Annotated in this window: 23 protein-coding genes; 9 read left to right on the plus strand and 14 right to left on the minus strand. The window is 56.3% G+C overall.

Annotation, left to right across the window (positions count from 1 at the left end):
- Window positions 1-383: 383 nt before the first annotated feature.
- Window positions 384-2,681, minus strand: a complete 2,298-nt coding sequence (gene bglX / locus G7090_RS15420) for a beta-glucosidase BglX (RefSeq protein ID WP_166182982.1) — start codon at window positions 2,679-2,681, stop codon at window positions 384-386.
- A gap of 188 nt (window positions 2,682-2,869) precedes the next feature.
- Between bglX and dld the strand changes: the two genes are divergently transcribed.
- Together dld and G7090_RS15430 are read left to right on the plus strand one after the other, a co-directional pair.
- Window positions 2,870-4,615 (plus strand): D-lactate dehydrogenase, encoded by a 1,746-nt coding sequence (dld, locus tag G7090_RS15425; protein ID WP_106995327.1) that lies wholly within the window; start codon window positions 2,870-2,872, stop codon window positions 4,613-4,615.
- A 100-nt stretch (window positions 4,616-4,715) separates the two neighbouring features.
- Window positions 4,716-5,270, plus strand: coding sequence for a GNAT family N-acetyltransferase (locus G7090_RS15430; RefSeq protein ID WP_166182983.1), 555 nt, complete (start codon window positions 4,716-4,718; stop codon window positions 5,268-5,270).
- Window positions 5,271-5,371: 101 nt separating this feature from the next.
- Here the strand turns inward: G7090_RS15430 and pbpG are convergent, their stop codons facing one another.
- Both pbpG and G7090_RS15440 read right to left on the minus strand, forming a co-directional pair.
- A complete protein-coding gene (gene pbpG, locus G7090_RS15435; protein WP_106995329.1) occupies window positions 5,372-6,292 on the minus strand; it encodes a D-alanyl-D-alanine endopeptidase in 921 nt (306 codons plus the stop codon).
- Between the two features lie 167 nt (window positions 6,293-6,459).
- Window positions 6,460-7,047 (minus strand): Yip1 family protein, encoded by a 588-nt coding sequence (locus G7090_RS15440; RefSeq protein WP_106995330.1) that lies wholly within the window; start codon window positions 7,045-7,047, stop codon window positions 6,460-6,462.
- A gap of 153 nt (window positions 7,048-7,200) precedes the next feature.
- On the opposite strand from G7090_RS15440, the gene G7090_RS15445 reads away from it, so the two are divergent.
- Window positions 7,201-7,761 (plus strand): DedA family protein, encoded by a 561-nt coding sequence (locus tag G7090_RS15445; protein WP_106995332.1) that lies wholly within the window; start codon window positions 7,201-7,203, stop codon window positions 7,759-7,761.
- Between the two features lies 1 nt (window position 7,762).
- Here the strand turns inward: G7090_RS15445 and G7090_RS15450 are convergent, their stop codons facing one another.
- The 7 genes from G7090_RS15450 to map all read right to left on the minus strand — a co-directional run bounded on the left by G7090_RS15450 (window position 7,763) and on the right by map (window position 16,348).
- Entirely contained in the window at window positions 7,763-8,536 is a 774-nt protein-coding gene (locus G7090_RS15450; RefSeq protein ID WP_106995333.1) for an SDR family oxidoreductase, read from the minus strand.
- 51 nt (window positions 8,537-8,587) lie between these two features.
- Entirely contained in the window at window positions 8,588-10,006 is a 1,419-nt protein-coding gene (mdtQ, locus tag G7090_RS15455) for a multidrug resistance outer membrane protein MdtQ (RefSeq protein WP_166182984.1), read from the minus strand.
- Window positions 10,007-10,148: 142 nt separating this feature from the next.
- Window positions 10,149-11,543, minus strand: coding sequence for a glycoside hydrolase family 1 protein (locus G7090_RS15460; RefSeq protein ID WP_166182985.1), 1,395 nt, complete (start codon window positions 11,541-11,543; stop codon window positions 10,149-10,151).
- Window positions 11,544-11,555: 12 nt separating this feature from the next.
- The gene (gene bglF, locus G7090_RS15465; protein WP_166182986.1) at window positions 11,556-13,421 is read right to left on the minus strand and encodes a PTS beta-glucoside transporter subunit IIABC; all 1,866 of its coding nucleotides are present in this window, start codon (window positions 13,419-13,421) and stop codon (window positions 11,556-11,558) included.
- A 134-nt stretch (window positions 13,422-13,555) separates the two neighbouring features.
- Entirely contained in the window at window positions 13,556-14,389 is an 834-nt protein-coding gene (licT, locus tag G7090_RS15470; protein ID WP_207630076.1) for a BglG family transcription antiterminator LicT, read from the minus strand.
- Window positions 14,390-14,546: 157 nt separating this feature from the next.
- Window positions 14,547-15,479, minus strand: a complete 933-nt coding sequence (gene dusC, locus G7090_RS15475; protein WP_166182988.1) for a tRNA dihydrouridine(16) synthase DusC — start codon at window positions 15,477-15,479, stop codon at window positions 14,547-14,549.
- Window positions 15,480-15,568: 89 nt separating this feature from the next.
- A complete protein-coding gene (gene map, locus G7090_RS15480) occupies window positions 15,569-16,348 on the minus strand; it encodes a type I methionyl aminopeptidase (protein ID WP_166182989.1) in 780 nt (259 codons plus the stop codon).
- A gap of 215 nt (window positions 16,349-16,563) precedes the next feature.
- Between map and G7090_RS15485 the strand changes: the two genes are divergently transcribed.
- The 6 genes from G7090_RS15485 (at window position 16,564) to G7090_RS15510 (ending at window position 21,452) form a co-directional block, all read left to right on the plus strand.
- Entirely contained in the window at window positions 16,564-16,962 is a 399-nt protein-coding gene (locus G7090_RS15485; RefSeq protein ID WP_106995340.1) for a CidA/LrgA family protein, read from the plus strand.
- Window positions 16,959-17,654: a CidB/LrgB family autolysis modulator gene (locus G7090_RS15490; protein ID WP_142486475.1), complete on the plus strand. Its 696-nt coding sequence runs from the start codon at window positions 16,959-16,961 to the stop codon at window positions 17,652-17,654. Before G7090_RS15485 ends, G7090_RS15490 begins: the two co-directional genes overlap by 4 nt.
- A 128-nt stretch (window positions 17,655-17,782) precedes the next feature.
- Complete coding sequence (gene cdd, locus G7090_RS15495) at window positions 17,783-18,667, plus strand: cytidine deaminase (RefSeq protein WP_166182990.1); 885 nt, start codon at window positions 17,783-17,785, stop codon at window positions 18,665-18,667.
- A 128-nt stretch (window positions 18,668-18,795) separates the two neighbouring features.
- Complete coding sequence (gene sanA, locus G7090_RS15500) at window positions 18,796-19,509, plus strand: outer membrane permeability protein SanA (protein ID WP_142486477.1); 714 nt, start codon at window positions 18,796-18,798, stop codon at window positions 19,507-19,509.
- 135 nt (window positions 19,510-19,644) lie between these two features.
- Window positions 19,645-20,994 carry a type II toxin-antitoxin system HipA family toxin gene (locus G7090_RS15505; RefSeq protein ID WP_166182991.1) on the plus strand — a complete coding sequence of 450 codons (1,350 nt, stop codon included), beginning with the start codon at window positions 19,645-19,647 and terminating at the stop codon, window positions 20,992-20,994.
- Entirely contained in the window at window positions 20,991-21,452 is a 462-nt protein-coding gene (locus G7090_RS15510; protein WP_166182992.1) for a helix-turn-helix domain-containing protein, read from the plus strand. Before G7090_RS15505 ends, G7090_RS15510 begins: the two co-directional genes overlap by 4 nt.
- Before the next feature lie 39 nt (window positions 21,453-21,491).
- Here G7090_RS15510 and mglC read toward each other — a convergent pair whose 3' ends face one another.
- The 4 genes from mglC to galS all read right to left on the minus strand — a co-directional run bounded on the left by mglC (window position 21,492) and on the right by galS (window position 26,425).
- A complete protein-coding gene (gene mglC, locus G7090_RS15515; protein WP_106995346.1) occupies window positions 21,492-22,502 on the minus strand; it encodes a galactose/methyl galactoside ABC transporter permease MglC in 1,011 nt (336 codons plus the stop codon).
- Between the two features lie 15 nt (window positions 22,503-22,517).
- Entirely contained in the window at window positions 22,518-24,038 is a 1,521-nt protein-coding gene (mglA, locus tag G7090_RS15520) for a galactose/methyl galactoside ABC transporter ATP-binding protein MglA (RefSeq protein ID WP_106995347.1), read from the minus strand.
- Window positions 24,039-24,109: 71 nt separating this feature from the next.
- Complete coding sequence (mglB, locus tag G7090_RS15525) at window positions 24,110-25,108, minus strand: galactose/glucose ABC transporter substrate-binding protein MglB (RefSeq protein WP_166182993.1); 999 nt, start codon at window positions 25,106-25,108, stop codon at window positions 24,110-24,112.
- Window positions 25,109-25,402: 294 nt separating this feature from the next.
- Window positions 25,403-26,425, minus strand: coding sequence for an HTH-type transcriptional regulator GalS (gene galS / locus G7090_RS15530; RefSeq protein WP_166182994.1), 1,023 nt, complete (start codon window positions 26,423-26,425; stop codon window positions 25,403-25,405).
- Window positions 26,426-26,447 lie beyond the last annotated feature (22 nt).

A 26,447-nucleotide genomic window follows, 5' to 3' on the forward strand; every position in this document is an offset into this window, starting at 1 on the left:
CCCCGGCTCGCGGGCCGTTTCTGCGGATTTTGAGCGAAGAGTGAAGGTCATCACGCCTGAATGCGCTGGTATAAAGCGCTTTTGATGGGGGTCACGTTTTGGCGCAGGAGGCAAAAATGAAATGTGGAAATCATCACAATTCATTGTCTGGAAAGGGGAATAAAAGCGAGGGTTAAACGCGTTTCAGGACAAAGGAAAGAAAAAGTGCGGGGCCGGTCACGTATTCAGTGACGCGGCCCCGTTTGGGTATTGCCGGGTGGCGCTACGCCTTGGTGCGGCCTGGTGCCCTCACCCCAACCCTCTCCCACGGGGAGAGGGCGCAAACACAAAAAACGGTAACCCGAAGGTTACCGTTTTGCTTTTACCTTACCACCCGGCAGCTGTTACAGCAGCTCGAACTCGCCCTTATTCACACGGGCAGAATCGACACCGATAAAGACGTTGAACTTGCCCGGCTCGGCAGCGTATTTCATCTGCTGGTTCCAGAACTTAAGCGCATCCACGTCAATCGGGAAGCTGACAGTTTTGGTTTCGCCTGGTTTCAGGTGCACCTTCTCGAAGCCACGCAGCTGTTTCACCGGACGGCTCATGGAGGCGGTCACATCCTGGACGTACATCTGGATCACCGTATCCCCTTCACGTTTGCCGCTGTTGGTCACCTCGACGCTGGCCGTTACCGTGCCATCCGCTTTCATCGTTGGCGCCGACATTTTCACGTCGGAAACGGTGAAGGTGGTGTAGCTCAGGCCATAGCCAAACGGATACAGAGGGCCATTGGCTTCGTCGAAATAGCGCGAGGTGTACTTGTTCGGTTTATCCGCGTTGTACGGACGACCGGTATTCAGGTGGCTGTAGTACACCGGGATCTGCCCGACGGAGCGCGGGAAGGACATTGGCAGTTTGCCCGACGGATTGTAATCGCCAAACAGCACGTCGGCGATAGCGTTCCCGCCCTCGGTGCCGGCGAACCAGGTTTCCAGAATCGCATCCGCCTGCTGGTTCTCGTCGACCAGCGCCAGCGGACGGCCGTTCATCAGCACCAGCACCAGCGGTTTACCGGTGGCTTTCAGCGCGGCAATCAGCGCCTTCTGGCTCTGTGGCAGAGTGATATCGGTACGGCTCGACGCTTCATGGGCCATGCCCTGCGCTTCACCCACTACGGCAACCACCACGTCGGACTGCTTCGCGGCGTTAACCGCCTCGTCGATCATCTCCTGCGCGGAACGCGGATCGACCTTCACCGCCTCTTCATACTGGTTAAGGAAGGTGACGATGTCGTTGTCGCTGGTGACGTTGGCGCCTTTGGCGTAAATCACCTTGCCCTTGTCGCCCAGCGCGTCTTTGATGCCGGTCAGCACGGTCACCGACTGATCGGCCACGCCTGCCGCAGACCAGCTGCCCATCACGTCACGCTTGCTGTCCGCCAGCGGGCCAACAACTGCCACGGTGCCGGATTTGGCCAGCGGCAGCGTTTCCAGACGGTTTTTCAGCAGCACCAGGCTTTCGCGCGCCACGTCGCGGGCTTCTTTGCGATGTAAACGGCTCTCGGCATTGGTGTCCGTCGGATCGGACTCTTTCGGCCCCAGATGGCTGTAGGGATCGTTAAACAGCCCCATGTCATACTTCACGTTCAGGACGTGGCGCGTGGCATCGTCCAGCTCCGCCATGGTGACTTTACCGCTCTTCACCAGACCCGGCAGATACTTGCTGTAGTACTCGTCGCTCATGCTCATATTGATGCCGGACTTCAGCGCCACCCGCACCGCGTCTTCCGGGTCAGAGGCCGTGCCATGCTTGATCAGCTCTTTGATCGCCCCGTGGTCGGAGACGGTGATGCCCTTAAAGCCCCACTGGTCGCGCAGCACATCTTTCAGTAGCCAGGCATCGGAGGTCGCAGGGGTGCCGTTCAGCGAGTTCAGGGCCACCATCACCGCGCCGCTCCCGGCATCGAGACCGGCTTTGTACGGCGGCATATAGTCGTTAAACAGGCGCTGCGGGCTCATGTCGACGGTGTTGTACTCCTTCCCGCCCTCCACTGCGCCATAGGCGGCGAAGTGCTTAACGCTGGTCATCACCGAGTAGCGATCGGCCGGGCTTTTGCCCTGCATCGCTTCAACCATGGTTTTGCCCATCGTTGCGGTTAAATAGGTATCTTCCCCGAAGCCTTCTGAGCCACGGCCCCAGCGCGGATCGCGGGAGACGTCGACCATCGGCGCCCAGGTCATGTTGAGGCCATCATCCGCCGCTTCGTAAGCCGACACGCGGCCGACGGTTTTCACCGCCTCGAGGTTAAAGGAGGAGGCCAGGCCGAGGCTGATCGGGAAGACGGTACGCTGGCCGTGAACCACGTCATAGGCGAAAAATAATGGGATTTTCAGGTGGCTGAGCTCCATCACCTGATCCTGCATTTTGCGGATATCCTGACGGGTGACGGTGTTGAAAATTGCCCCCACCTGCCCGTTTTTAATCATCTCGCGGATGGCTTCTTTCGGGTTATCCGGGCCGACGCTAATCAGACGCAGCTGGCCGATTTTCTCATCGACCGACATCTTTGTGAGCAGATCGGTGACAAAAGCGTCGCGGGCTTCCGGCGTCAGCGGATGATTGCCAAACAGGTCATCAGCCAGCGCGGGTTGCAGCGCCAGACTCACAGCTACCCCTACAGAACAAAGCCATTTCATCTCGTTTACTCTCTCATCAATAACCGCCGGATAGTCGCGGCCAGACCGTACGAAAAGCGCAGTGTGCCATAAACCCTGTGAACCTTGCAGGGTTTATTCTCTGATTTTTCTGGTGAATACTGGTTCGCTTAAACATTAATCGCGCTATGATTTTGGACACGCATTTGAATAACCACAAGGGGTGGACGATGTCTTCTGATAACACCAGCTTCATTAACGAACTGTCACGTCTGGTAGGCCAGGCGCACCTGCTGACCGATGCCGCGAAAACGGCCCGCTACCGCAAGGGCTTTCGCTCCGGACAAGGCGACGCGCTGGCGGTGGTCTTCCCTGGCACCCTGCTGGAGCTGTGGCGTGTGCTCAGCGCCTGCGTGGCGGCAGACAAAATCATTCTGATGCAGGCGGCCAATACTGGCCTGACCGAAGGCTCCACGCCGAACGGCAACGATTACGACCGCGACATTGTAATTATCAGCACCCTGCGCCTCGACAAGCTGCATCTGCTGGACAAGGGCGAGCAGGTGCTGGCCTATCCGGGCACCACGCTCTACTCCCTGGAGAAGGCGCTGAAACCACTGGGCCGCGAGCCGCACTCGGTGATCGGCTCGTCCTGTATCGGCGCCTCGGTGATCGGCGGGATCTGCAACAACTCCGGTGGCTCGCTGGTGCAGCGCGGCCCGGCTTATACCGAAATGTCCCTGTTTGCGCGTATTGATGAACAGGGCAAACTGACCCTGGTGAACCACCTGGGTATCGATCTGGGCGTCACGCCGGAGCAGATCCTCAGCAAGCTGGATGACGATCGCGTCAAGGACAGCGATGTGCTGCACGACGGCCGCCATGCTCACGATCATGACTACATCTCCCGGGTACGCGAGATCGACGCCGACACCCCGGCGCGCTATAACGCCGACCCGGATCGTCTGTTTGAATCTTCCGGCTGTGCCGGCAAGCTGGCCGTCTTTGCCGTGCGCCTCGACACCTTCCCGGCCGAGAAACGGCAGCAGGTGTTTTACATCGGCACCAACCAGCCTGAGGTGCTGACCACCATTCGTCGCCACATCCTCGGGGAGTTCACCCACCTGCCGGTGGCCGGTGAGTATATGCACCGGGATATCTACGACATTGCCGAACGCTACGGCAAAGATACCTTCCTGATGATCGACAAGCTCGGCACCGACAAGATGCCCTTCTTCTTCACCATGAAGGGGCGCACCGATGCGATGCTGGAGAAGGTATCGCTGTTTAAGCCGCACTTTACCGACCGCTTTATGCAAAAGCTGGGCAATGCCTTCCCGGCGCACCTGCCGCCGCGGATGAAAAGCTGGCGGGATAAGTACGAGCATCACCTGCTGCTGAAAATGTCGGGCGACGGCATTGCCGAAGCGCAGACCTGGCTGGCGGAATTCTTTAAAAGCGCCGAGGGCGACTTCTTCGCCTGCACCCCTGAAGAGGGCAGCAAGGCCTTTTTACACCGCTTTGCCGCCGCCGGGGCCGCGATCCGCTATCAGGCGGTACACGCCGACGAGGTGGAAGACATTCTGGCGCTGGATATCGCCCTGCGCCGCAACGATACCGAGTGGTTCGAGCAGCTGCCGCCGGAGATCGATAGCCAGCTGGTACATAAGCTCTATTACGGCCACTTTATGTGTTATGTCTTCCATCAGGATTACATCGTCAAAAAAGGGGTGGATGCCCACGCCCTGAAGGCGCAGATGCTGGCGTTGTTGAAGGCGCGCGGCGCGCAGTACCCGGCGGAACACAATGTGGGTCACATTTACGAAGCCCCGGCCGCATTAAAGCAGTTTTATCGCGAAAATGACCCGACAAACAGCATGAACCCGGGCATTGGTAAAACCACCAAGCATAAAAACTGGAAAGAGCAGCCTGAAACAGCGGGGCATGGTGCGCAAGCCACTGATCAAACCAGTTAGCCAGGGTGGGCCCGCTATTAAGCCCATACAAATCGTACTAGAGTAGCCACGGGTCGCCAGGGAAACGTTTCTCTGGCTTTTTTGCGAGGAGCGGACACCTATGTCGGCTATTGAAACTTTTTCCGAAACTGACGTTCAGATTCGCGATGCAGAGGCGGAGGACGCGCATGCCATTGCCGCCATTTACGCCTGGCACGTCCTTAACGGGCGCGCCTCCTTTGAAGAGGTTCCCCCTGACGTAGACGAGATGCGCCAGCGTATTAGCGCGGTGACCAGTCAGGGTTTGCCGTGGCTGGTGGCGCTCTATCGGGGGATTGTGGTGGGCTTTAGTTACGCCACCCTCTATCGCCCGCGCCCCGGGTACCGTTACACCATTGAAGATTCGGTTTACGTCGAGGCCAGCACGCCCGGACGCGGCTTTGGCAGCGCACTGCTGAGCGCCCTGATTGCCCGTAGCGAAGAGGGGCCGTGGCGGCAGATGATCGCCATCGTCGGGGATGGGCCAAACAATGCCGGTTCGTTACGCCTGCATAAAAAACATGGATTCGAAGTGGCGGGACAGCTCAGAAGCGTGGGCTACAAGAAAGGGGACTGGCGCGATACGCTGATTATGCAGCGCCCCCTCAATGACGGTGACTGGACGCTGCCGGAGTAAGAGGCATTGTGCCCGGTATTGCCGGGTGGCGCTGCGCTTACCCGGCCTACACACCCCGTAGGCCCGTGCAAGCGCAGCGCCGCCGGGCATTTACAAACAACTCAATCGTTTTGCGCTGTCGCCATCTGGGCGGCTTTTTGCTTTTTATAGCTCAGCGCCGCAGCCGGTACCGGCTGCACCTTCCCGGTTTCAATCCAGGTCCGCAGACGGCTGGCATCAGCAAAGTGGGTATATTTGCCGAAGGCATCCATCACCACCAGCGCCACCGGCTTGCCATTAAAGACCGTACGCATCACCAGACAGTGGCCCGCGGCGTTGGTAAAGCCGGTTTTGGTCAGCTGAATATTCCAGTTATCGCGGTAAACCAGATGGTTGGTGTTACGAAACGGCAGGGTATAGGCCGGATTCGAGAAGGTCGCCATCTCTTCACGGGTGGTGCTGAGCTGGCCGAGCAGCGGATACTGCTTAGTGGCAATCAGCAATCTCGTCAGATCCTGCGCCGTCGAGACGTTATGAATCGACAGGCCGGTTGGCTCCACAAAGCGCGTCTGAACCATCCCCAATGCCTTCGCTTTCGCGTTCATCGCGCGGATAAAGGCGTTATAGCCGCCCGGATAGTGATGCGCCAGGCTTGCCGCAGCGCGGTTTTCCGAGGACATCAGCGCCAGCAGCAGCATGTTTTTGCGGCTGATTTCACTCTTCAGGCGCACCCGGGAGTAGATCCCTTTCATCTCCGGCGTCTGGCTGATATCGACCCGCAGTTTTTCATCCAGCGGCAGTCGGGCATCGAGCACCACCATCGCGGTCATTAATTTGGTAATCGAGGCGATCGGGCGCACCAGATTCGGGTGGCTGGAGTAGATCACTTTGTTGGTATTCAGATCGACGATCATGGCGCTACCGGAGGCAATCTCCGGCTGGGCCGCAGTAGCCACAGCGGCAGGTTTAGCGATCGCCGGGGTCGCCACTGGCACAGCCAGCAACAGTGCAAGACTCAGTAAAGAAACGCGGAATTTCAGCATGGTGAGATTTCTGATAATTATTCATGCACGTAATAACGTACACCGCCCGGGTGATGGCGCGAACGCGGGCTGGCTAAGGCATCATAGCCGTCCGGATGCCTTGCTGCCAGTAGTTAATCGTGAACAGATGCTGCATTGCTGGCAATTACGCCAGCAATGCAGTGACCTCAGAAGAGACGATATCCATAACCCCAAAGAATAACCGTCAGCGCCAGCAGCACCTCAAGTAACAGCACGCCGATGGCGAGAGTAGAGCCGGAAAAGCTTCGGCCCTCTTCTTTGTTGATCTTCAGGAAGGTAGGAATGCCGATATAGAGCAGATAACCGGTATAAAACAGCGCCAGGGTTCCTACCAGCGCGCATAGCCAGACGATCGGATAGAGCGCCACAATCCCGCTCAGAAACAGCGGTGTTGCCACATACCCGGCAAACACCATGCAGTGCGTCAGCGAAGGCCGCTGCGGATATTTGCGCGCCATCCAGTAAATCACCCGCCCCATCGCCGCCACCCCGGCCAGCATCAGCGCATAAAACACCACGGCCAGTGCCAGGCCGGTCGTCCACGACAGTTTGACGATATTGCCGTCATCAAAATCCCAGCCTATTTGCGTGGTACCAATAAATGCGCATATCACCGGCACGGCGGCCATCAGCAACACATGGTGGGTATAGTGATGGCTGACCGTTTCGTTTTCGCCTCTGATCACGTGCATTTCACGATCGGGATGGGAAAAGAGTCCCCAGACATGGTTCATAACGCCCCCTTGTTGTCGGCCCGCTAGCGATACCTCAAGTATAATGCAGCCTGCGATTATTTTTTGAGCAACATAAGAAATGGCGGTTGTCGGTTCATTGAATGTCGGAGTGTATGATTATGCAGACTTTCTCAGGAAGGCTACGCTTACCCCATGGATATCAATACTCTCATTGCACAGTATGGCTATGCCGCGTTGGTTGTTGGCAGCATAGCGGAAGGCGAAACCATCACCCTGCTGGGGGGTGTGGCGGCGCATCAGGGACTGCTACGTTTCCCCCTGGTGGTGGCCGCCGTGGCGCTCGGCGGGATGATCGGCGATCAGTTGCTCTACCTGGTTGGGGTGCGGTTTGGTCCGGCAATCCTGCGACGTTTTTCCCGCCATCAGAAGAAAATCGACCGCGCCCAACAACTGATCCAGCGTCACCCCTACCTGTTCGTCATCGGTACCCGCTTTATGTACGGCTTTCGCATCATCGGCCCGCTGCTGATCGGCGCCAGCCGTCTGCCGCCAAAAATTTTCCTGCCGCTCAACATTGTCGGGGCCATCATCTGGGCGCTGATCTTCACTACCCTAGGGTACGTCGGGGGTGAAGTACTGGAGCCATGGCTGCACTCGCTAAACCAGCACCTGCGCCACTGGATCTGGCTGATCCTGGTGGTGGTGCTGGTTCTCGCGGTACGCTGGTGGCTAAAACGCCGGGATCGCCACTGATTTACTCCGCCGGTTTAAACTGCGGATTGCCCAGCATAAAGCCGCCATCGACGATAAAGGATTGTCCGGTGGCGTAGCTGGCGTCGGTGTCACACAGCCAGGCCACCAGGCTGGCGATCTCTTTGGTATGCCCCGGTCTTGCGAGCGGAATGTTCGGCATCGAGCCCGGCTCCACTTCACTGTCGTCCATGTCGTTCATCGGCGTGGCGATAGCCCCCGGCGCGACGGCGTTAACCAGAATATTGTGATGCACCAGCTCCATCGCCATCGACTTGGTCAGGCCGCCGAGGGCATGTTTTGCCGAGGTGTAGGCGCTGGCATCCGGCAGCGGGGTATGTTCATGCACCGAGGTGATATTGACGATCCGCCCGCCCTCACCCTGCTTCACCATCTGCCGGGCGGCGATCTGCGAGCAGAGAAACGCCCCATCGACATCGACGCTAAAAATGGATCGCCACTGCTCATACTCCATCTCCAGAAACGACGCTTTGACCATCGCCCCGGCGTTGTTGACCAGCACGTCGATACGTCCGAAGCGCTCAATCAGGGTCTCGATCGCCTTCGCCCCGTCCGGTAGCTGGCTGAGATCCAGATGAATCGCCTCGGCCCGCTGTCCGCGCGCCTCGATCTCACGACAGGTTTTCATCGCCCCCTCTTCATCCGAGTGCCAGGTGACGCCAATATCAAACCCACGCTCCGCCAGCATCAGCGCCGTGGTTTTACCGATCCCTGAATCCGATGCCGTCACAATAGCCACACGATTGTTTGAACCCATACTCACCTCCAAAAAGAAGACAAAGAGATAAGTATAGTTACTTCTCATTTTCTACCCGTGCTGATAGCCGCCGCCCAGCGCGGAGGTGAGCTGCAGGGTGGCATCGATGTACTGCCCCTGCAGCGTGAGCGCGGCCAGGTGTTCCTGCAGGGCCGGTATTCGCGCTTCGCTGACGCGCGTTCCGGCGATAATTCCCGCCTTATAACGCGCTTGTGCCTGGGCCACCACCCGCGCGGCATCCGCCTCAACGCGCTGCTGGTGCTGATTTTTTTCCATTAACGTTTCGACCTCGCTGGCGGTACGGGTCACCTGATTCACCGCCTCCACCACCGCTTTGTTGTAGTTGGCGACCGACAGATTGCTTTGGGCCTGGGCGATATCGAGGTTGGCATTCAGGCGTCCGCTGTCAAAAATCGGCAGGGTCAGGCCGGCGGTGACGCCCATCTGCTGCGCCGAGGAGCGGAACAGGTCGCTTAAGTGCAGCGCATCCTGCTGCAGAAACGCCATCAGGTTCACATCGGGATAAAATGCGGCTTTCGCGGCATCCACCTCATGCAGGGAGGCTTCGATATACCAGTGGGCTTCCTGCAGATCGGGGCGGCGGGCCAGCAGCTGGTAGCCCAGCGAGACCGGCAGCGTGGTCGCAACGGTGGGTAAGGCGTGCGGGGCGAGGGTTACCGACGGGGTATTGGTCAGGCCTTCAAGGCGTGCCTCGATGGCTTTCAGGTTGCCGTTCACCTCAGCCAGCCGCTCATCGGTTTTACCGGCATTGATGTCGGTTTCAACCCCTTCCACGGACGAGGTGATGCCCTGCTGATACAGCTCCCGGTCGGTACTGATAATATTCCCCTGCTCCTGCCTGATGGCGGTTAAGACATGCCCGATCGCAATCTGGGTCTGCCACTCCCAGTAGAGGCGCGCCACGCTGCTGGCAAGCAGCTGCCGGGTCTGTTCCAGCTCCGCCTGTTGGGCGTTAACTTTCCCGATGCGGGCCTCCACCTGGGCCCGGTCTTTGCCCCACAAATCCAGATCCCACCCAGCGGTAACGCCAAAGGTGCCGTTGGTGTACCACGGGCCGGTGGTGCCGGCCGCCGGATCGGTGATCGCAAAGGGCCCCATCAGCCCTTCGGCGGACATTTTTTGCCGTTCGGCATCGGCAGAGAAATCCACCTCCGGGCCTTCAGCAGCCATCGCCATTTTGGCCTGCGCTTCGGCAAGGGCAATGCGCTGACGGGCAATTTGCATATCCGGCGCGTCGGCCTGGGCTTTTACGATCAGGGCCGTCAGCTGCGGATCGTGGAAATCCTCCCACCACGCATTTTTGGGCCATTGCCCGGCCGCCAGCCCGGTCTCTATTTTCATGGCGGGGATCTGTTGATGAAGCGAGGCCGCCGTATCATGGTGAGGGGCACAGGCAACCAGGAAAAGGGAGAGAGGCAGGCAGAAACAGTAAAAACGTGAAGGTTTCATCAGGTTATTCACATAAAAAAGAAGGCTGCAAAATACGCCCGCTGCGCTTCATTTTTTTAGGAATCGGTGGCAATCCACACTTTGTCATACCTTTACACAGATAGAAAAGGCGCCCGTCGTGTGCCCGGGCGCCCTTGCGGCATCAGTCTTTCAGCGACGCGCCTTTGGTGGCAATCACCTCCTGATACCAGTAAAAACTCTTCTTACGGCTGCGCGCCAGGGTACCTGCCCCGCTGTCGTCGCGATCGACGTAGATAAAACCGTAGCGTTTGGAGAGTTCCGCTTTGGAGGCGCTCACCAGATCGATTGGCCCCCAGCTGGTGTAGCCCATCACCTCCACGCCGTCGTCAATCGCCTCGCGCACCTGCACCAGATGGTCGTTGAGGTAGCTGATGCGGTAATCATCCTGCACCACGCCGTCGGCGTCCGGCTTGTCCTTCGCCCCCAGACCGTTCTCGACGATAAACAGCGGCTTCTGATAGCGATCCCAGAGCACGTTCAGGAGGGTGCGCAGGCCAACCGGGTCGATCTGCCAGCCCCACTCTGAACTGGCCAGATGCGGGTTCGGCACCATATTCAGGATGTTGGCCCGCGCCTGCTGGTTCAGCTCTTCGTCGGTAGTGACGCAGCCGGTCATGTAGTAACTGAAGGAGATGAAGTCGATGGTCGATTTCAGCGCCTCGCGATCCGCCTCGGTGATATCCAGCTGAATGCCGTTATCACGGAAGTAGCGCAGCATGTAGCCCGGGTAGGCCCCGCGGCACTGCACATCGCCGAAGAACTGCCAGGCGCGGTTCTCCTGCAGGGCTTCCAGCACATCGTCCGGCTTGCAGGTCAGGGGGTAGACCAGGCCGCCCAGCAGCATGTTGCCGATTTTCGCATCCGGGATGATCTCGTGGCAGGCTTTCACCGCCAGTGCGCTGGCCACCAGCTGATGGTGGATCGCCTGATAGACCTCCGCCTTGCTGCTGGTTTCCGGCAGGCCGACGCCGGTCATTGGCGCGTGCAGGGACATGTTGATCTCGTTAAAGGTGAGCCACAGCTTGACCTTGTGCTGGTAGCGGGTGAAGACGGTGCGGGCGTAGCGCTCGAAAAAACCGATCACCCGACGACTGCCCCAGCCGCCGTACTGTTTCACCAGGCCCCACGGCATCTCGTAGTGCGAGAGGGTCACCAGCGGCGTAATGTTATGCGCCGCCAGCTCGTCAAACAGCCTGTCATAGAAGGCCAGCCCGGCCTCGTTCGGCTGCTGCTCATCGCCGTTCGGGAAGATCCGCGTCCAGGCTATGGAGACACGCAGGCAGCTGAAACCCATCTCGGCGAACAGTTTGATATCCTCCGGGTAGCGATGATAGAAATCGATCGCCACGTCCTTGATGCCGCTGTCGCCCGCCACCCGCTCCACCACCGGGCCAAACACCCCCTGCGGCTGGACGTCAGAGGTGGACAATCCTTTGCCATCGTCCAGGTAAGCGCCTTCTACCTGATTCGCGGCAACCGCGCCGCCCCACAAGAAATCATCCGGGAAAGTTTTCATTACGTTCTCCTGTTATTGATGGCTGACGCAAAGCAACGGTGCGCCGGCCTGAACGGCGGTTGCCGCCACGGTCGCGACATCACGGTAGTCGTCACTATTGCTGATAATAATCGGGGTCGCCAGATCGTATCCGGCATCGAGAATGGCCTGACGGTCGAACTCCAGCAGCAGATCGCCCGGCTGTACTTTGTCACCCACCTTGACGTGGGTGGTGAACGGCTTGCCGTCGAGCTTCACGGTGTCGATCCCGACATGGATCAGCACTTCGATGCCGCTGTCGCTTAGCAGGCCGATGGCATGTTTAGTGGCAAATATTGAGGCCACCTCCCCGGCAAAGGGGGCAATCACTTTGTTATCGACAGGAATAATCGCCGCCCCCTGCCCCAGCAGGCCGCTGGCAAAGGTGGCGTCCGGCACCTGGTCCAGCGCCAGCACCGTGCCGCACATCGGGGAGAGGACCATGTCTTCACCGGCGTTAACCACCGCCGGGGAAGAGACCGGAGACGGGCAGGCAGGCATGCCGGCGATCAGGGTCAGGACACAGCTCAGCACCAGCGCCACCACCATTCCCGCAATCCCGCCCCACAGCGTGGCGTCCACCCCCGTTGGGGGGATCATCTGCGCGATGGTGAAGATGTTGCCGAAGCCAAAGGAGTAAACGTGAGTATCGAAGAAACCGACAATCGCGCCGCCCACCGCTCCGGCCACGCAGCCGAAGATAAAGGGACGACGCAGAGGCAGATTCACGCCATACACCGCCGGTTCAGTGATACCGAAAATCCCGGCCGTGACCGAGGAGCCCGCCAGCATTTTCAGCCTGGTATCCCGGGTACGCAGGAACACGCCGAGCGCGGCCCCCACCTGGCCCATCACCGCCGGTAACAGCATCGGCAGCATCGAGTCATGGCCCAGCACGGCGAGGTTATTGATCATCAGCGGTACCAGCCCCCAGTGCAGGCCGAAGATGACGCACACCTGCCACACCGCGCCCATCGCGGCACCCGCCAGCCACGGGGCAAGCACGTAGATCCACTGATAGCTGTTGGCCAGCATCTGGCTGAGCCAGGTGGCCACCGGGCCAATCACCAGAAAGGTCAGCGGTACCGTAACGCCGAGGCAGATCAGCGGGGTGAAGAAATTTTTCATCGCCGATGGCAGGCGTTTATTGCCCTGCTTCTCCAGCCAGCAGCTGACCCAGGCGGCAAGGATGATCGGAATGACTGAGGTGCTGTAGTTAAACCAGATCACCGGAATGCCGAGGAATGCATTGGCCGCCGCGCCCGCCTGCTGGCTGGCCTCGAAGGCCTGAATCATGGTCGGGTGCACCAGCGCCCCGCCAATCACCATGGTGATAAACGGGCTGCCGCCAAACTTTTTCCCGGCGGTATAGCCGAGCACCAGCGGGAAAAAGAAGAACAGCGCGTCACTGGTGGCAAACCAGATTTTGTAGGTACCGCTGTCGGTAGTCAGCCAGCCGCACACCACCGCCAGCGCCAGTAACCCCTTCAGGATCCCCGAGGCGGCAAGGACGCCGATAAAAGGGGTAAAAATGCCGGAGACAATATCGATAAGCTGGCCGCCAAGGCTGGTTTTTTCGCCCTTTTCCTCGGTGACAGGTGCCGCGTCGTCAGAAAGCCCCGCCTCCTGGCATACCGCCTGCCAGACGTCGTGAACGTGGTTGCCAATCACCACCTGAAACTGGCCGCCGCTTTCGACCACCATGATCACGCCAGGATGTTTCTTGAGCCCTTCACCATCCGCTTTGTGTTTGTCTTTCAGTTTGAAACGCAGCCGGGTCGCGCAATGAACCAGGCTGACGATGTTCTCTTTGCCGCCAATGTGGCCGAGAATATCCTTCGCCAGTGCTTGATATTCCATCTCTGTTTCCTTCTTCACTGCCCGCAGGCAGGGTTTGACTGAGTCTAAAAACAAAAAAACCCGAGAACGACGCCCTTTCGGGAGCCGCGCTCAGGTTTTGCCTGCGTAGTGCAGTAACAATCCAGATTGGGGACTTAGCGCCCCTCTTTTCTCACGCGCTCAATATGAATGGTGAGAAACATAATTTCTTCGGTGGTCAGCTCGCGCTGATAACTCTTTTGCAGATGCCGGGCGATCTTCTCGGCGCACACCCACGCTTTGGCGTAGTTATCTTTTACCGCCGAGTGCAGCGAGGCATCGTCATCCGCGACCACGGTGCGGGTCAGCATCCGCTGGGCGAAAAACTTCAGATGGGTGACGAAGCGCTGATAGCTTAGCGACTCCTCGTCATACTCCAGCTGTAAGCTGTATTTCACCAGCTGCAGGATCTCCTGCATCACCCGGGTGACGTGCATCACCTCCGGCATCTCGCTGTGGAGCTGGGCGGTGACCAGATGCAGGGCGATAAACCCGGCTTCATCTTCACCCAACTCCACACCCAGCCGTTTCGCGATGATGGCCCGGGCCTGCTGGCCCAGCTCAAACTCGCGCGGATAGAGCCGCTTGATGTCCCACAGCAGCACATTTTTGATCGCCAGCCCCTTCTTCTGCCGCTCAATCGCAAAGTAGCAGTGGTCGGTTAAGGTGATGTACAAACTCTCCTGCAGCTTGCCCAGCCGCTGCGCCGCCAGCCCGATAATGCGGTCGCAGGTGGTCATCACTTCCAGCGGGATCTGGCTGAGTAACTCCCCCAGCCGCTGCACCAGCTCGTCGCTTTGCAGGGCAAACACTTTCTCGATGCTCTCTTTCGGGACCGCGTCGCCAGGGTGCTTTTGAAAGGCCAGCCCACGGCCCATCACCACCTGTTCGCGCCCCTGCTCATCCAGAACAACCACCACATTGTTATTCAGTATTTTGGCGATTTTCATTCCATGCCCCAGAAACAAAAAAACCTGACCTCCGGCAGATGCCAGAAAATCAGGTTTTGCCTGCCGCAGCAGTAACAATCCAGTTAACGCACTTTACCAGTTTCATTCGATGCCACAATGCGCCTCGCTGAAAAACGTGACGCAGATCGAACCTGGCTTATTTTGACTGAATCACCCGGGCGATCTCTGCCGAAGATTGCAGGGCGCGGATCTCCTGAAACAGGTCCAGCGCGTCGTCGTACTCTTTACGCAGATAGCTCAGCCACTGCTTGATGCGCGCCACGTGGTACAGGCCAGTGTCGCCCTGCTTTTCGAGGCGGGTGTACTTCTTCAGCAGGGTCACCACCTCCGGCCACGGCATCCGCGGCTCGTTGTATTTGATTACCCGGCTGAGGTTAGGCACGTTGAGCGCCCCGCGCCCGATCATCACTGAATCGCAGCCGGTTTCTGCCATACAGGCCAGGGCGCTTTCGCGATCCCAGATTTCGCCGTTGGCCACCACCGGGATGGTCAGACGCCTGCGGATCTCGCCGATGGCCTGCCAGTTAATGCGTTCGGCTTTGTAGCCATCCTCTTTGGTGCGGCCGTGAACCACCAGCTCGCTGGCACCCGCCTGCTGCACCGCATCGGCAATTTCAAACTGCCTGTCGCCGCTGTCCCAGCCCAGACGGACCTTCACCGTGACCGGCAGATGGGAGGGCACCGCCTCGCGCATCGCTTTCGCGCCGCGGTAGATTAGCTCGGGATCTTTAAGCAGCGTGGCCCCGCCGCCGCTGCCGTTGACCATTTTCGATGGACAGCCGCAGTTCAGATCCACGCCCCAGGAGCCCAGCTTAACGGCGCGGGCGGCGTTTTCCGCCAGCCACTCGGGATATTGCCCCAGCAGCTGTATCCGCACCAGGGTACCGGAAGGGGTGCGGCTCTGGTGATGCAGTTCCGGGCAGAGTCTGTAAAACGATTTTACCGGCAACAACATATCCACCACCCGCAGGAACTCGGTGATGCAATGATCATAATCGTTAACGTCGGTCAGCAGCTCACGCACCAGCGAATCGAGCACGCCTTCCATCGGTGCCAGTAATACACGCATATCAGTACCCGTCAAAAAAGAGGCGCTATAGTAGCCGCTCCCGCGAAAGGTGGGAAGCGTCAGGACAGAGATGCGTGTGGGTTGCGGCTTTAACCAGGAATGGACTCTTCGGGACGCAGGGTCAGCACCTCAAACCCGTCTGCGGTCACAGCGATGGTATGTTCCCACTGGGCAGAGAGCTTTTTGTCACGGGTCACCACCGTCCAGCCATCTTTCTTCGTTTTGATCCGGCTGCCGCCCTGGTTGATCATCGGTTCGATGGTAAAGACCATCCCCTCCTGTAATACAGGGCCTTCGCCAGGTTTGCCGTAGTGCAGGATCTGCGGCTCTTCATGCATCTCCTTGCCAATGCCGTGGCCGCAATATTCCCGCACCACGCTGTAGCCCTGGCTTTCAACGTATGACTGAATGGCGTGGCCGATGTCACCCAGCGTGGCACCCGGTTTGACGGCCTTGATCCCCTTCCACATCCCTTCGTAGGTCGCTTTCACCAGCCGGCGGGCCAGGGGCGAAACGTCACCAATGAGATACATTTTACTGGAGTCGGCGATCATGCCCGCGTTTTCGAGGGTGATGTCGACGTTGACGATAGCCCCGGATTTAAGGTGTTCCGACTCTTTAGGGATCCCGTGGCAGACCACGTCGTTGACCGAGGTGTTCAGCACGTAGGGGTAATCATATTGCCCTTTGCTGGCCGGACGGGACTTAAGCTGATCGACAATAAAGGCCTCGGCGCGATTGTTGATCTCCATAGTGGATACGCCAGGCTTAATAAAGTCGTCCAGCATGGTGAACACTGAGGCCAGCAGTTCACCCGCGTGGCGCTGGCGAGCCAGCTCGTCGGCGGTTTTAATGAGAATTGATGGCATTGTTTACCTCCAGTAAAGGGTAAGGGCCGGATTTGAGCATCATTATCTTTATCTGTTGATCGTATCTTGTCAGCGCCGCGTTGTCTCCTGCGGTTTGGGGAAATGCCCAACGTTCCAGAAAGTAATGTCTGGTATGCTCAAAAGTCATGATGTGATCCGTAGCACGTTTCCGGTTTTAATTGTATGATGAATGCGTTCCATTAAGGACTTTCACCATGAAGAAATCATTGATAGTTGTCTGGCAATACCTGCGCGCCTTCATCCTGATTTATGCCTGCCTCTATGCGGGTATCTTTCTCGCCTCCCTGCTGCCCATTACCATTCCCGGCAGCATTATTGGCATGCTGATCCTCTTTGTGCTGCTCGCGCTGCAAATCCTCCCGGCAAAATGGGTCAAGCCCGGCTGCTCGGTATTAATCCGCTATATGGCGCTGCTGTTCGTGCCGATTGGCGTGGGGGTGATGCAGTATTACGACCTGCTGAGTGCGCAGTTTGGCCCGATATTTGTCTCCTGCACCATCAGTACGCTGGTGGCATTTTTAGTGGTGAGCTGGAGCACGCATCTGGTGCATGGGGAACGTAACGTGGTTGGACAGAAAGGACAGAACAAATGATGGCCAATATCTGGTGGTCGCTGCCGCTTACCGTGGCGGTATTCTTCGCCGCCCGCAAGCTGGCGGTGCGCCTGAAGTTCCCCCTGCTTAACCCCCTGCTGGTGGCGATGGTGGTGATTATTCCGTTCCTGCTGCTGACCGGCATCCCTTACGCGAAATATTTCCAGGGCAGCAAGGTCCTCAACGATCTGCTCCAGCCTGCGGTGGTGGCGCTGGCGTTTCCGCTGTATGAACAGCTGCACCAGATCCGCGCCCGCTGGAAGTCGATCATTACCATCTGCCTGGTGGGCAGCGTGGTGGCGATGATCACCGGTACCTCGGTGGCATTGCTGATGGGGGCGACGCCGGAAATCGCGGCCTCTATTTTACCTAAATCCGTGACCACGCCGATCGCAATGGCAGTGGGTGGCAGTCTCGGCGGTATCCCGGCGATCAGCGCCGTGTGCGTTATTTATGTCGGTATTCTCGGGGCGGTATTAGGGCATACGCTGCTGAATGCGATGCGCATTCGCACTAAGTCAGCCCGTGGTCTGGCGATGGGCACCGCCTCGCACGCCCTCGGCACCGCCCGCTGTGCGGAGCTGGATTATCAGGAAGGGGCATTCAGCTCCCTGGCGCTGGTGATCTGCGGGATCATGACCTCCCTGATCGCGCCGTTCCTGTTCCCGATTATTCTGGCGGTCATGGGCTAAAATTTGCGACGCGTCGCGCATTTTTCATTTGAGTTTCATAAGTTGCACAAATAATGAGATCTGAGTCACATATAAAGCCGCATCGGCTCCGTACACTACCGATCCATTAACCTTTAAGAGGCAACGCCATGCATCCACGTTTTCAATCAGCTTTCGCTCAGCTTGCAGAGAATTTGCAGTCAGCCCTGGCCCCGGTTCTGGCGGATGCACACTTCCCCGCCCTGCTGACGGCTGAACAGGTCACCGCCCTGAAAGGTGCTACCGATCTGGATGATGACGCGCTGGCCTTTGCACTTCTGCCGCTGGCGGCGGCCTGCGCCCGTGCTGACCTCTCTCATTTCAACGTCGGCGCCATTGCGCGCGGCGTAAGCGGCACCTGGTACTTCGGCGGCAATATGGAGTTTATCGGGGCCACCATGCAGCAGACCGTGCATGCAGAACAGAGCGCCATAAGCCACGCCTGGCTGCGCGGAGAACACTCCCTGCAGGCCATTACCGTGAACTACACGCCGTGCGGCCACTGTCGTCAATTTATGAATGAGCTCAACAGCGGTTTGCAGCTGCGCATCAACCTCCCGGGCCGCGCCCCTCATACGCTGGAAGATTATCTGCCGGACGCCTTCGGACCGAAGGATCTGGAGATTAAATCCCTGCTGATGGATGAGCAGGATCATGGCTATGCCGTCAGCGGTGACGCGCTGGCCAAGGCGGCTATTCTCGCCGCCAACAAGTCACACGCACCGTACAGTAACTCCCCGAGCGGCGTGGCGCTGGAGTGTCGCGATGGCCGACTCTTCACCGGCAGCTATGCCGAAAACGCCGCCTTTAACCCGACGCTGCCCCCGCTGCAGGGCGCCCTGAACCTGCTCAGCCTCAACGGTTACGACTACCCGGACATCCAGCGCGCCATTCTGGCGGAAAAAGCCGATGCTCCGCTGATCCAGTGGGATGCCACTGCGGCCACGCTGCGCGCCCTGGGTTGCACCAGCATCGACCGCGTTCTGCTGGCGTAAGTCCTTGATGCGGGCAGCAATGCCCGCACAATTGATGAAAATCCCTCCAATTAAACCGCCGTTTCTTGCGCTTACCAGACGGGTAAAGTAGCCTGAGTGAAATTTCACCTTTGGTAAGAGTCATCTGTATGTTAAAGCGCGTGTTTTACAGCCTGGTTGCCCTGATCGCCATTGTGCTGCTGACTGCGCTGGGCCTCGACCGTTGGATGAGCTGGAAAACGGCTCCCTATATCTTTGATGACCTTCAGGACTTGCCCTACCGTCAGGTTGGCGTAGTGCTCGGCACCGCCAAGTATTACCGCACCGGGGTGATCAATCAGTATTACCGTTACCGCATTCAGGGAGCGCTCAACGCCTACAACAGCGGGAAGGTCAACTACCTGTTGCTGAGCGGCGATAACGCGCTGCAGAGCTACAATGAGCCGGTCACCATGCGTAAGGATCTGATTGCCGCAGGCGTTGACCCGGCGGATATCGTGCTCGACTACGCGGGTTTCAGAACCCTCGATTCGATTGTGCGCACCCGCAAGGTGTTTGATACCAACGATTTCATCATCATCACTCAGCGCTTCCACTGCGAGCGTGCGCTATTTATCGCCCTGCATATGGGCATTCAGGCGCAGTGTTATGCCGTCCCGTCACCGAAAGACATGCTCACCGTGCGGGTGCGCGAATTTGGTGCTCGCCTCGGGGCACTGGCCGATCTCTATGTCTTCAAACGTGAGCCGCGCTTCTTAGGCCCGCTGGTGCCAATCCCGGCGATGCTCGAAGTGCCGGAAGATGCCCAGGGTTATCCGGCGGTCACGCCAGAGCAGCTGCTGGAGATGCAGAAGAAGAAGTAACCCCCTGAGTTTAATGCGTCCTGTAGCACACATTAAAACCTTCCATGCCCATCCCTGAGTAATATAAGTTACATTAACTGGCAAATTGCTGGTTAATGCGTAATATTTTACTCATGTGGCAAGGAGGAGACGATAATGGAGTCATTAACAATACAGGCGTGGTTGTACAGCGAATGGCAAGACATTGCGATCGTCACTTTCCCTTATAGCGATAATGACGACTGGCGAACCACGGAAGTCAATTATCTCTCTGATTATGCTATCGATTTTCTTGACTACGACGATCATCGTGCCGTCTCACTGAATTATCCTGTCTCCCTCTACTTTGATGATCGGGGTAAACCAGGCTGGCTGAGATTCCTGGATGACATCATTCCAAGCGGCGCAAGTCGTCGTTACTGGATAAACTATCTCGACATTAACGATCTACCCATCGGCCAGCAAAATTTTATCCTGCTGAAATATGGCACGATGTCTCCTGTTGGTAACCTACGTATTAAAGAATCCGTTCCCGATTATCATCCGCGCGCGGAAGCGCACTATTTTACGGTAGAAGATGTTATTAACCGCGCCGCCGATTTTCTCGATTATGCTCAGGAGAGAGGCGCTGCAGCCGGTGGGGCAACAGGTGCCGGCGGGGAGGCGCCAAAATTATTGTTGCGTTGCAGCAAGGAACAAAAGATCTGGATCGATACCTGGCAAAATAACCCTGACAACCAGGACAGTTATTATCTGGTTAAGTACCCTCGGGGTGCGCGAAACGAAATCGACTGCAATATATTGAGAGCTGAATTTCATTATTATCATGAGCTAACAGCCATGGGGTTCAGCACTATCCCCACCGAAGGGATGAGGCTACTGGAAGGTCGTAGCTACCCTTCCTTATGGCTGCCCCGTTTTGATATCGCAAGAAATGCGCAAGGGGAGTTAATCAAGTTAGGGATGGAATCTGTCTATTCCCTGTTACAAAAGGGCCCGGGGGTTACTCTCGATCATGAAACAACGCTTCGCACATTAATCGACAAAATCACACGCAGTAATATGTGTTGCGAGCAGGGATATAATTTCAATATTCCTGACTTTGTTGTCGAATGGGTTCGCCGAGACCTGTTGAATATTTTGTTTGGCAACAGTGACAATCACGGTCGTAATACCGCTTTTATCAGAACAGAAAATAAAATTTATCTGGCCCCCATATACGATTTTGCCCCGATGAAAGCAGATCCGGAAGGGATACCACGCTCAACAAAGTGGTCATCACCCTATGAATCAGGCGGTGAGTACGATTTCAACGGTATCGCTCAGGCGCTGTCTGATTTAGTTCCCGCTCCCCAACTGTTAGCTGCATTACGGGAAACATCAGCGCAGCTTGCTGGGCTTAAAGCACGCTTACAAGACCGTGGTGTGCCCGGGCAGATTCTTGAGATGCCCGCTACTGGTTTCAACTTTATTGCCGATAAACTGACGCGCTGGAAATTGTTATGAAATCTTCTGATAAGAAACAGTCAGACCTGAGTGCCACGCTGGCAAATCTACGCAGCCGTAATCAGCGTCTCCCCTCCTCTCCGCTCCCCATAGCGGACGAAGCGCTCATTACAGGATCAGGCCGTCAGCGATTCTCACCCAATAAACCCAGAGTCAATACGCTGGACCGTAAACCGGTGATGCATGCCATTATCCGGGACCTGTTACTGGGGAATATCACGCAAGGCCAGGCATTGAAGCGACTCAGGATCGAGGTTTTAGGGCTGCGTCAGGATGATTATGCTCGTCTGGTGAAGGTGGCACGTAAGACGTTATCAGAAGTGGAAAATGATAAAGGCAATTTTTCTGCGGAGATGATTAATAAAGTCTTTAAACCGTTCGGGCTGGAAACCGGACTGGTCCCCACCTCAAAATCACTTATCGTGTCGCTGTTAGCAAATGAACCCCAGCAACCATAAAAAAACCCGCATTACGCGGGTTTTTTATTATCACCAATCTTACTTCTTACGCGCGTACTTCAGGGAGTCCAGCGCAACGGCGAAGATAATGATCGCGCCTTTGATAATGTACTGCCAGTACGGGTTCACGCCGATATAGGTCAGGCCGTAGTTGATAACAGTGAAGATGATCACACCGGTTACCACGCCCAGCACAGTACCCACACCGCCGCTGAAGGAGACGCCGCCCACCACGCAGGCCGCAATCGCATCCAGCTCATACATAAAGCCGAGGTTGTTTGTGGCAGAGCCGATACGGCCCGCTTCCAGCAAACCACCGAACGCGTAGAACACGCCGGAGAGGGCATAGATAACCAGCAGGTTCAGCGCCACGTTAACACCGGAGACTTTCGCCGCTTCCGGGTTGCCGCCGATAGCAAAGATGTTTTTACCGAAGCGGGTTTTGTTCCACAGCACCCAGACAAAGGCCACCGCAATCAGGGCGTAGAAGGTGATGTAAGAGAGGCGGAAGCTGCCCAGCGCGATAAAGCCCTGCGCAAAGGTAGAGAAGCCGCTGTCGAAACCGGAAATCGGTGAGGCACCCACGAAGTCGTAGTACAGGGAGTTGATACCGTAAACGATGATCATCGTACCCAGGGTGGTGATGAACGGCGTTACGTTCAGGTAAGCGATAATGATGCCGTTAATCAGACCGATGATCGCACCGATAGCGCAGACAATCAGGACTACCACGATAATCGGCATGGTCGCCATCTCCGGGAACACCTTGTTGGCGTTTTCCATCGACTGCAGAAGCGTTGCCGCGACAACCGCCGCCAGACCAACCTGACGACCGGCTGACAGGTCAGTACCCTGGGTGACGATCAGACCCGCTACGCCCAGGGCGATAATAATACGCACCGAAGACTGGGTCAGAATGTTACTTAAGTTCAGGAGACTTAAGAATGTCGGATCCTGGAAAATAATAATGGCCAGCAAGACTAAAAGAACAACGTAAATACCGCCTTCTTTCAGATAAGTAAGAAAACTTTTCTTATTTAACGCACTCATGAGGAGCCCCTAATCTTAAAGGTGCAAAGACGCAAGACGCAAAATTTCGTTTTGCGTTGTCGTTTTGGTTTCAACAATTCCGGCAACGAGACCATTGCTCATGACCAGAATACGATCTGTGATCCCTAACAATTCCGGCATTTCGGACGAAATAATAATGATCCCTTTATCTTTCTTGGCTAATTCAGCAATCAGCTGATAAATTTCAAACTTTGCACCCACGTCGATACCACGGGTGGGTTCATCCAGCATCAGAATTTCAGGCTGGGTTAATAACCAGCGTCCGATAATTACTTTCTGCTGATTTCCACCGGAGAGCGAGCCAATTTGCGTGCGGTGACCTGGGGTTTTCACGCGCATTGAGTCAATTACCCATTGGGTATCGCTCTTCATGCGGGAATTATCCAACAGACCGATTTTATTTTTGTAATTCTGAATATTAGAAATCAACGAGTTAAAGTTAATATCCAGATAGGCGTAAATACCGGTTGAGCGGCGCTCTTCCGTCACCAGCGCAAAACCGTGGTTAATGGCTTCGTTGGCGTTATGATTATTGATCTTTTTCCCGTGCAGGGTGATGGTCCCGCCGGATTTCTCGCGAATACCGAACAGGGTCTCCACGATATCGGTACGCTTAGCCCCCACCAGACCAGCAATCCCGAGGATCTCCCCTTTATGCAGGTCGAAGGAGATATCGCGAATGGAAGGCTGACGCAGCGACGTGAGGTTGCGTACTTCCAGAATCACTTCACCCGGCTTGTTCTCTTTCGTCGGGAAACGCTGGTTCAGGGAGCGACCCACCATCATGGCGATGATCTTGTCCATATCCAGCCCTTCCAGCGGCTGAGTGGCAATCCACTGACCGTCGCGCAGCACCGTGATCTCATCACATAGCTGGAAGATCTCTTCCATTTTGTGCGAGATATAAACGATGCCGCAGCCGCGATCCTTCAGCTTACGGATAATGGTGAACAGGTGGTTCACCTCTTTCTCCGTTAATGAAGAGGTCGGCTCATCCATAATCACGATTTTGGCGTTATAGGAGAACGCCTTGGCGATTTCGATCATCTGCATCTGTGACACCGATAACGTCCCCACGCGCGCGCGCGGATCGATATCAATATCCAGTTCATCAAAAATGGCTTTCGTATCGCGATACATTTTGTCCTGATCGACAAATACGCCTTTGGTCGGATAACGACCCAACCACATATTGTCCATAACAGAACGCTGAAGTACCAGGTTAAGTTCCTGGTGAACCATCGAAATACCGTTTTCCAGCGCCTCTTTGGCAGAATGGAAATCGATCTCTTTCCCCTGAAAAACAATGCTGCCAGAATCTTTTTGATAGATCCCAAATAAGCATTTCAATAATGTTGATTTACCCGCACCGTTTTCACCCATTAAAGCGTGAATGGAGTGAGGCCGTACTTTTAAATTAACATTATCCAGTGCTTTAACCCCGGGAAAAGACTTGTTGATATTGCTCATTTCCAACAAGAATTCACCGGACGACTGAGTCGTTGTGCTGACCATAATTATACCTTCTCGGCCTCGCGTCGCGTGATAAAAGGGCGCAGAAACTGCGCCCAGTGAAATACTAAAACTTATTTACTGGTGAACTGCGCCAGGTTTTCTTTATCTACGCCAACGTACGGTACGCGAACAACTTTGTTTTCGATTTTCCAGTTGGTACCGTCAGCAGCGCCTTTGCCGTCTGCCAGGTTTTTCGCCAGATCGAAGGTAGCTTTCGCCTGGTTGTTAGCATCGTTCAGCACGGTACCGGCCATTGCGCCAGATTTAACCAGCGCCATTGCTTCAGGCAGGGCATCCACGCCAAATACCGGCACAGAAGATTTGTTGTGAGCTTTCAGCGCTTCTACAGCACCCATTGCCATCGCATCGTTGTTGGCGATAACCACTTCGATTTTGTCAGCGTTCGGGCCGGACAGCCAGGCGTCCATCTTGTCTTTCGCCATCGCGGTATCCCACATGGCGGTATCTAACGCCAGCTGCTGGGTTTTCAGACCCTTGTCGTTCAGCTCTTTGATAACGTAAGTGGTACGTGCTTCAGCATCCGGGTGGCCCGGCTCGCCTTTCAGCAGAACGAACTGAACCTGACCGTCTTTGTTCAGATCCCAGTTCGGGTTAGCAGCCCAGTGTTTAGCAATCAGGTCGCCCTGAATGATGCCGGATTCTTTGGAGTCAGTGCCCACGTAGAAGGCTTTGTCGTAGCTATCCAGCGCTTTACGGGAAGGTTCTTTGTTGAAGAACACAATTGGCACATTCTGGCCACGTGCTTTCTCAATAACGGTGCCCGCAGCAGCCGGGTCAACCAGGTTGATTGCCAGGGCTTTCACGCCTTTAGCCAGCAGGACGTCAATCTGGTCGTTCTGTTTGGACTGGTCATTCTGAGAGTCATTCATCAGCAGCTGAACGTCTGGCGCCCCTTTGCCCTCTTTCTCGATGGCTTTACGCACAACAGACATAAAGTTGTCGTCGTATTTATAGATAGTCACACCAATACGGCTATCTGCAGCGTGCGCGGTCGCACCAAAAAGCATGCTTGCCATAACAGCAGACAGAGTCAACACCTTCTTATTCATGATATCTCCGGTTTTTTTTATGCAGGGTAGTTCGTGTGAATAACGATCGGCGGCGGCATGTTAAAGAAACGTTACTGCCCGCCGAAGTCCACTTATAAAATTTCTATCTTCCTTGGTCGGTAACGCTCCAGAATGCGTTTTTTTGGATGTTTAACGTGCCGTGGCTATAGTAAAAACGATTACTCACCGTTACATAGCGTTTCAGTCACTAAAACGCTGACATCATAGACAGCGCATTGTTAACTTACTGTGAATTTACTCACAAATTGAAAACGGTTACATCACGACGAATTATTAGTTAGTGATCGGCACCACAATTTGCCGAATGGCAACCGAATGGCGACGCACTAAAGTCGGCATGAAACAGTGGGTTGCGTTGATATCGAGCTTGCCTGCGGCCCCCTGTAACGCCAGCTCCGTGGCCAGCCGCGCCATAGAGGCGATGGGGTAGCGCACCGTTGTCAACTGCGGGTCCGTGTAACGGGCAATGGGGATATCATCGAAACCAATCAGTGACAAATGCTGTGGCACCGCAATGCCGTTATCTTTCAGCGCGGTTAGCGCCCCTGCGGCCATGCTGTCATTGTAGGCAAAGACTGCGGTCAACTGCAGATTGCGCCCGAGCAGCTCCACCATGGCTGCCTCCCCGCCCTGCATGTCCGGCGAGCCGGTGCCGATCCAGCTGTCCGGGGCGGTAATACCCTGCTCCATCAACGCTTTCTGCCAGCCTTCACGACGCATTTCGTCATCTTCAATGCGGTGATTTGACGCAAGATAACCGATGCGCTGATGGCCATTATTCACCAGCATCCGCGTCGCCATCATCGCCCCGCTGACGTTATCAAGGCAGACGCAGCGGTGGGCATAGCCAGGCACGATGCGGTTGACCAGCACCATGCCGGGGATCTGCTCCATCAGGGCAGACAGTTCTTCATCACTTAAGGCTTTTGAGTGGACGATCAGGGCGTTACAGCGCTGACGAATCAATACCTCAATGGCGTTACGCTCTTTTTCCGCCTCGTGGTAGCTGTTGCCGATCAGCACATTTTTCTGGTGCTCCTGAGCAACCATGTCTACGGCTTTCACCAGGGCACCAAAGAAGGCGTCGGACACATCCATCACCACCACGCCGATAGTGTCACTGACCTGGGTTGCCAGTGCCTGAGCATTCGCATTAGGCCGGTAGCCCAGCGCCGTGACGGCTTTCATTACGCACTCACGCGTCTCCGGACTGACCAGCGCGCTGTTATTAAGAACCCGGGAAACGGTGGCGACAGAAACGCCCGCCTGACGCGCGACGTCACGAATGGTGATCATATTCACCACCCTTATTTAGATT

Source organism: Leclercia sp. 29361, assembly GCF_011290365.1.
Classification (GTDB): domain Bacteria; phylum Pseudomonadota; class Gammaproteobacteria; order Enterobacterales; family Enterobacteriaceae; genus Enterobacter; species Enterobacter tamurae.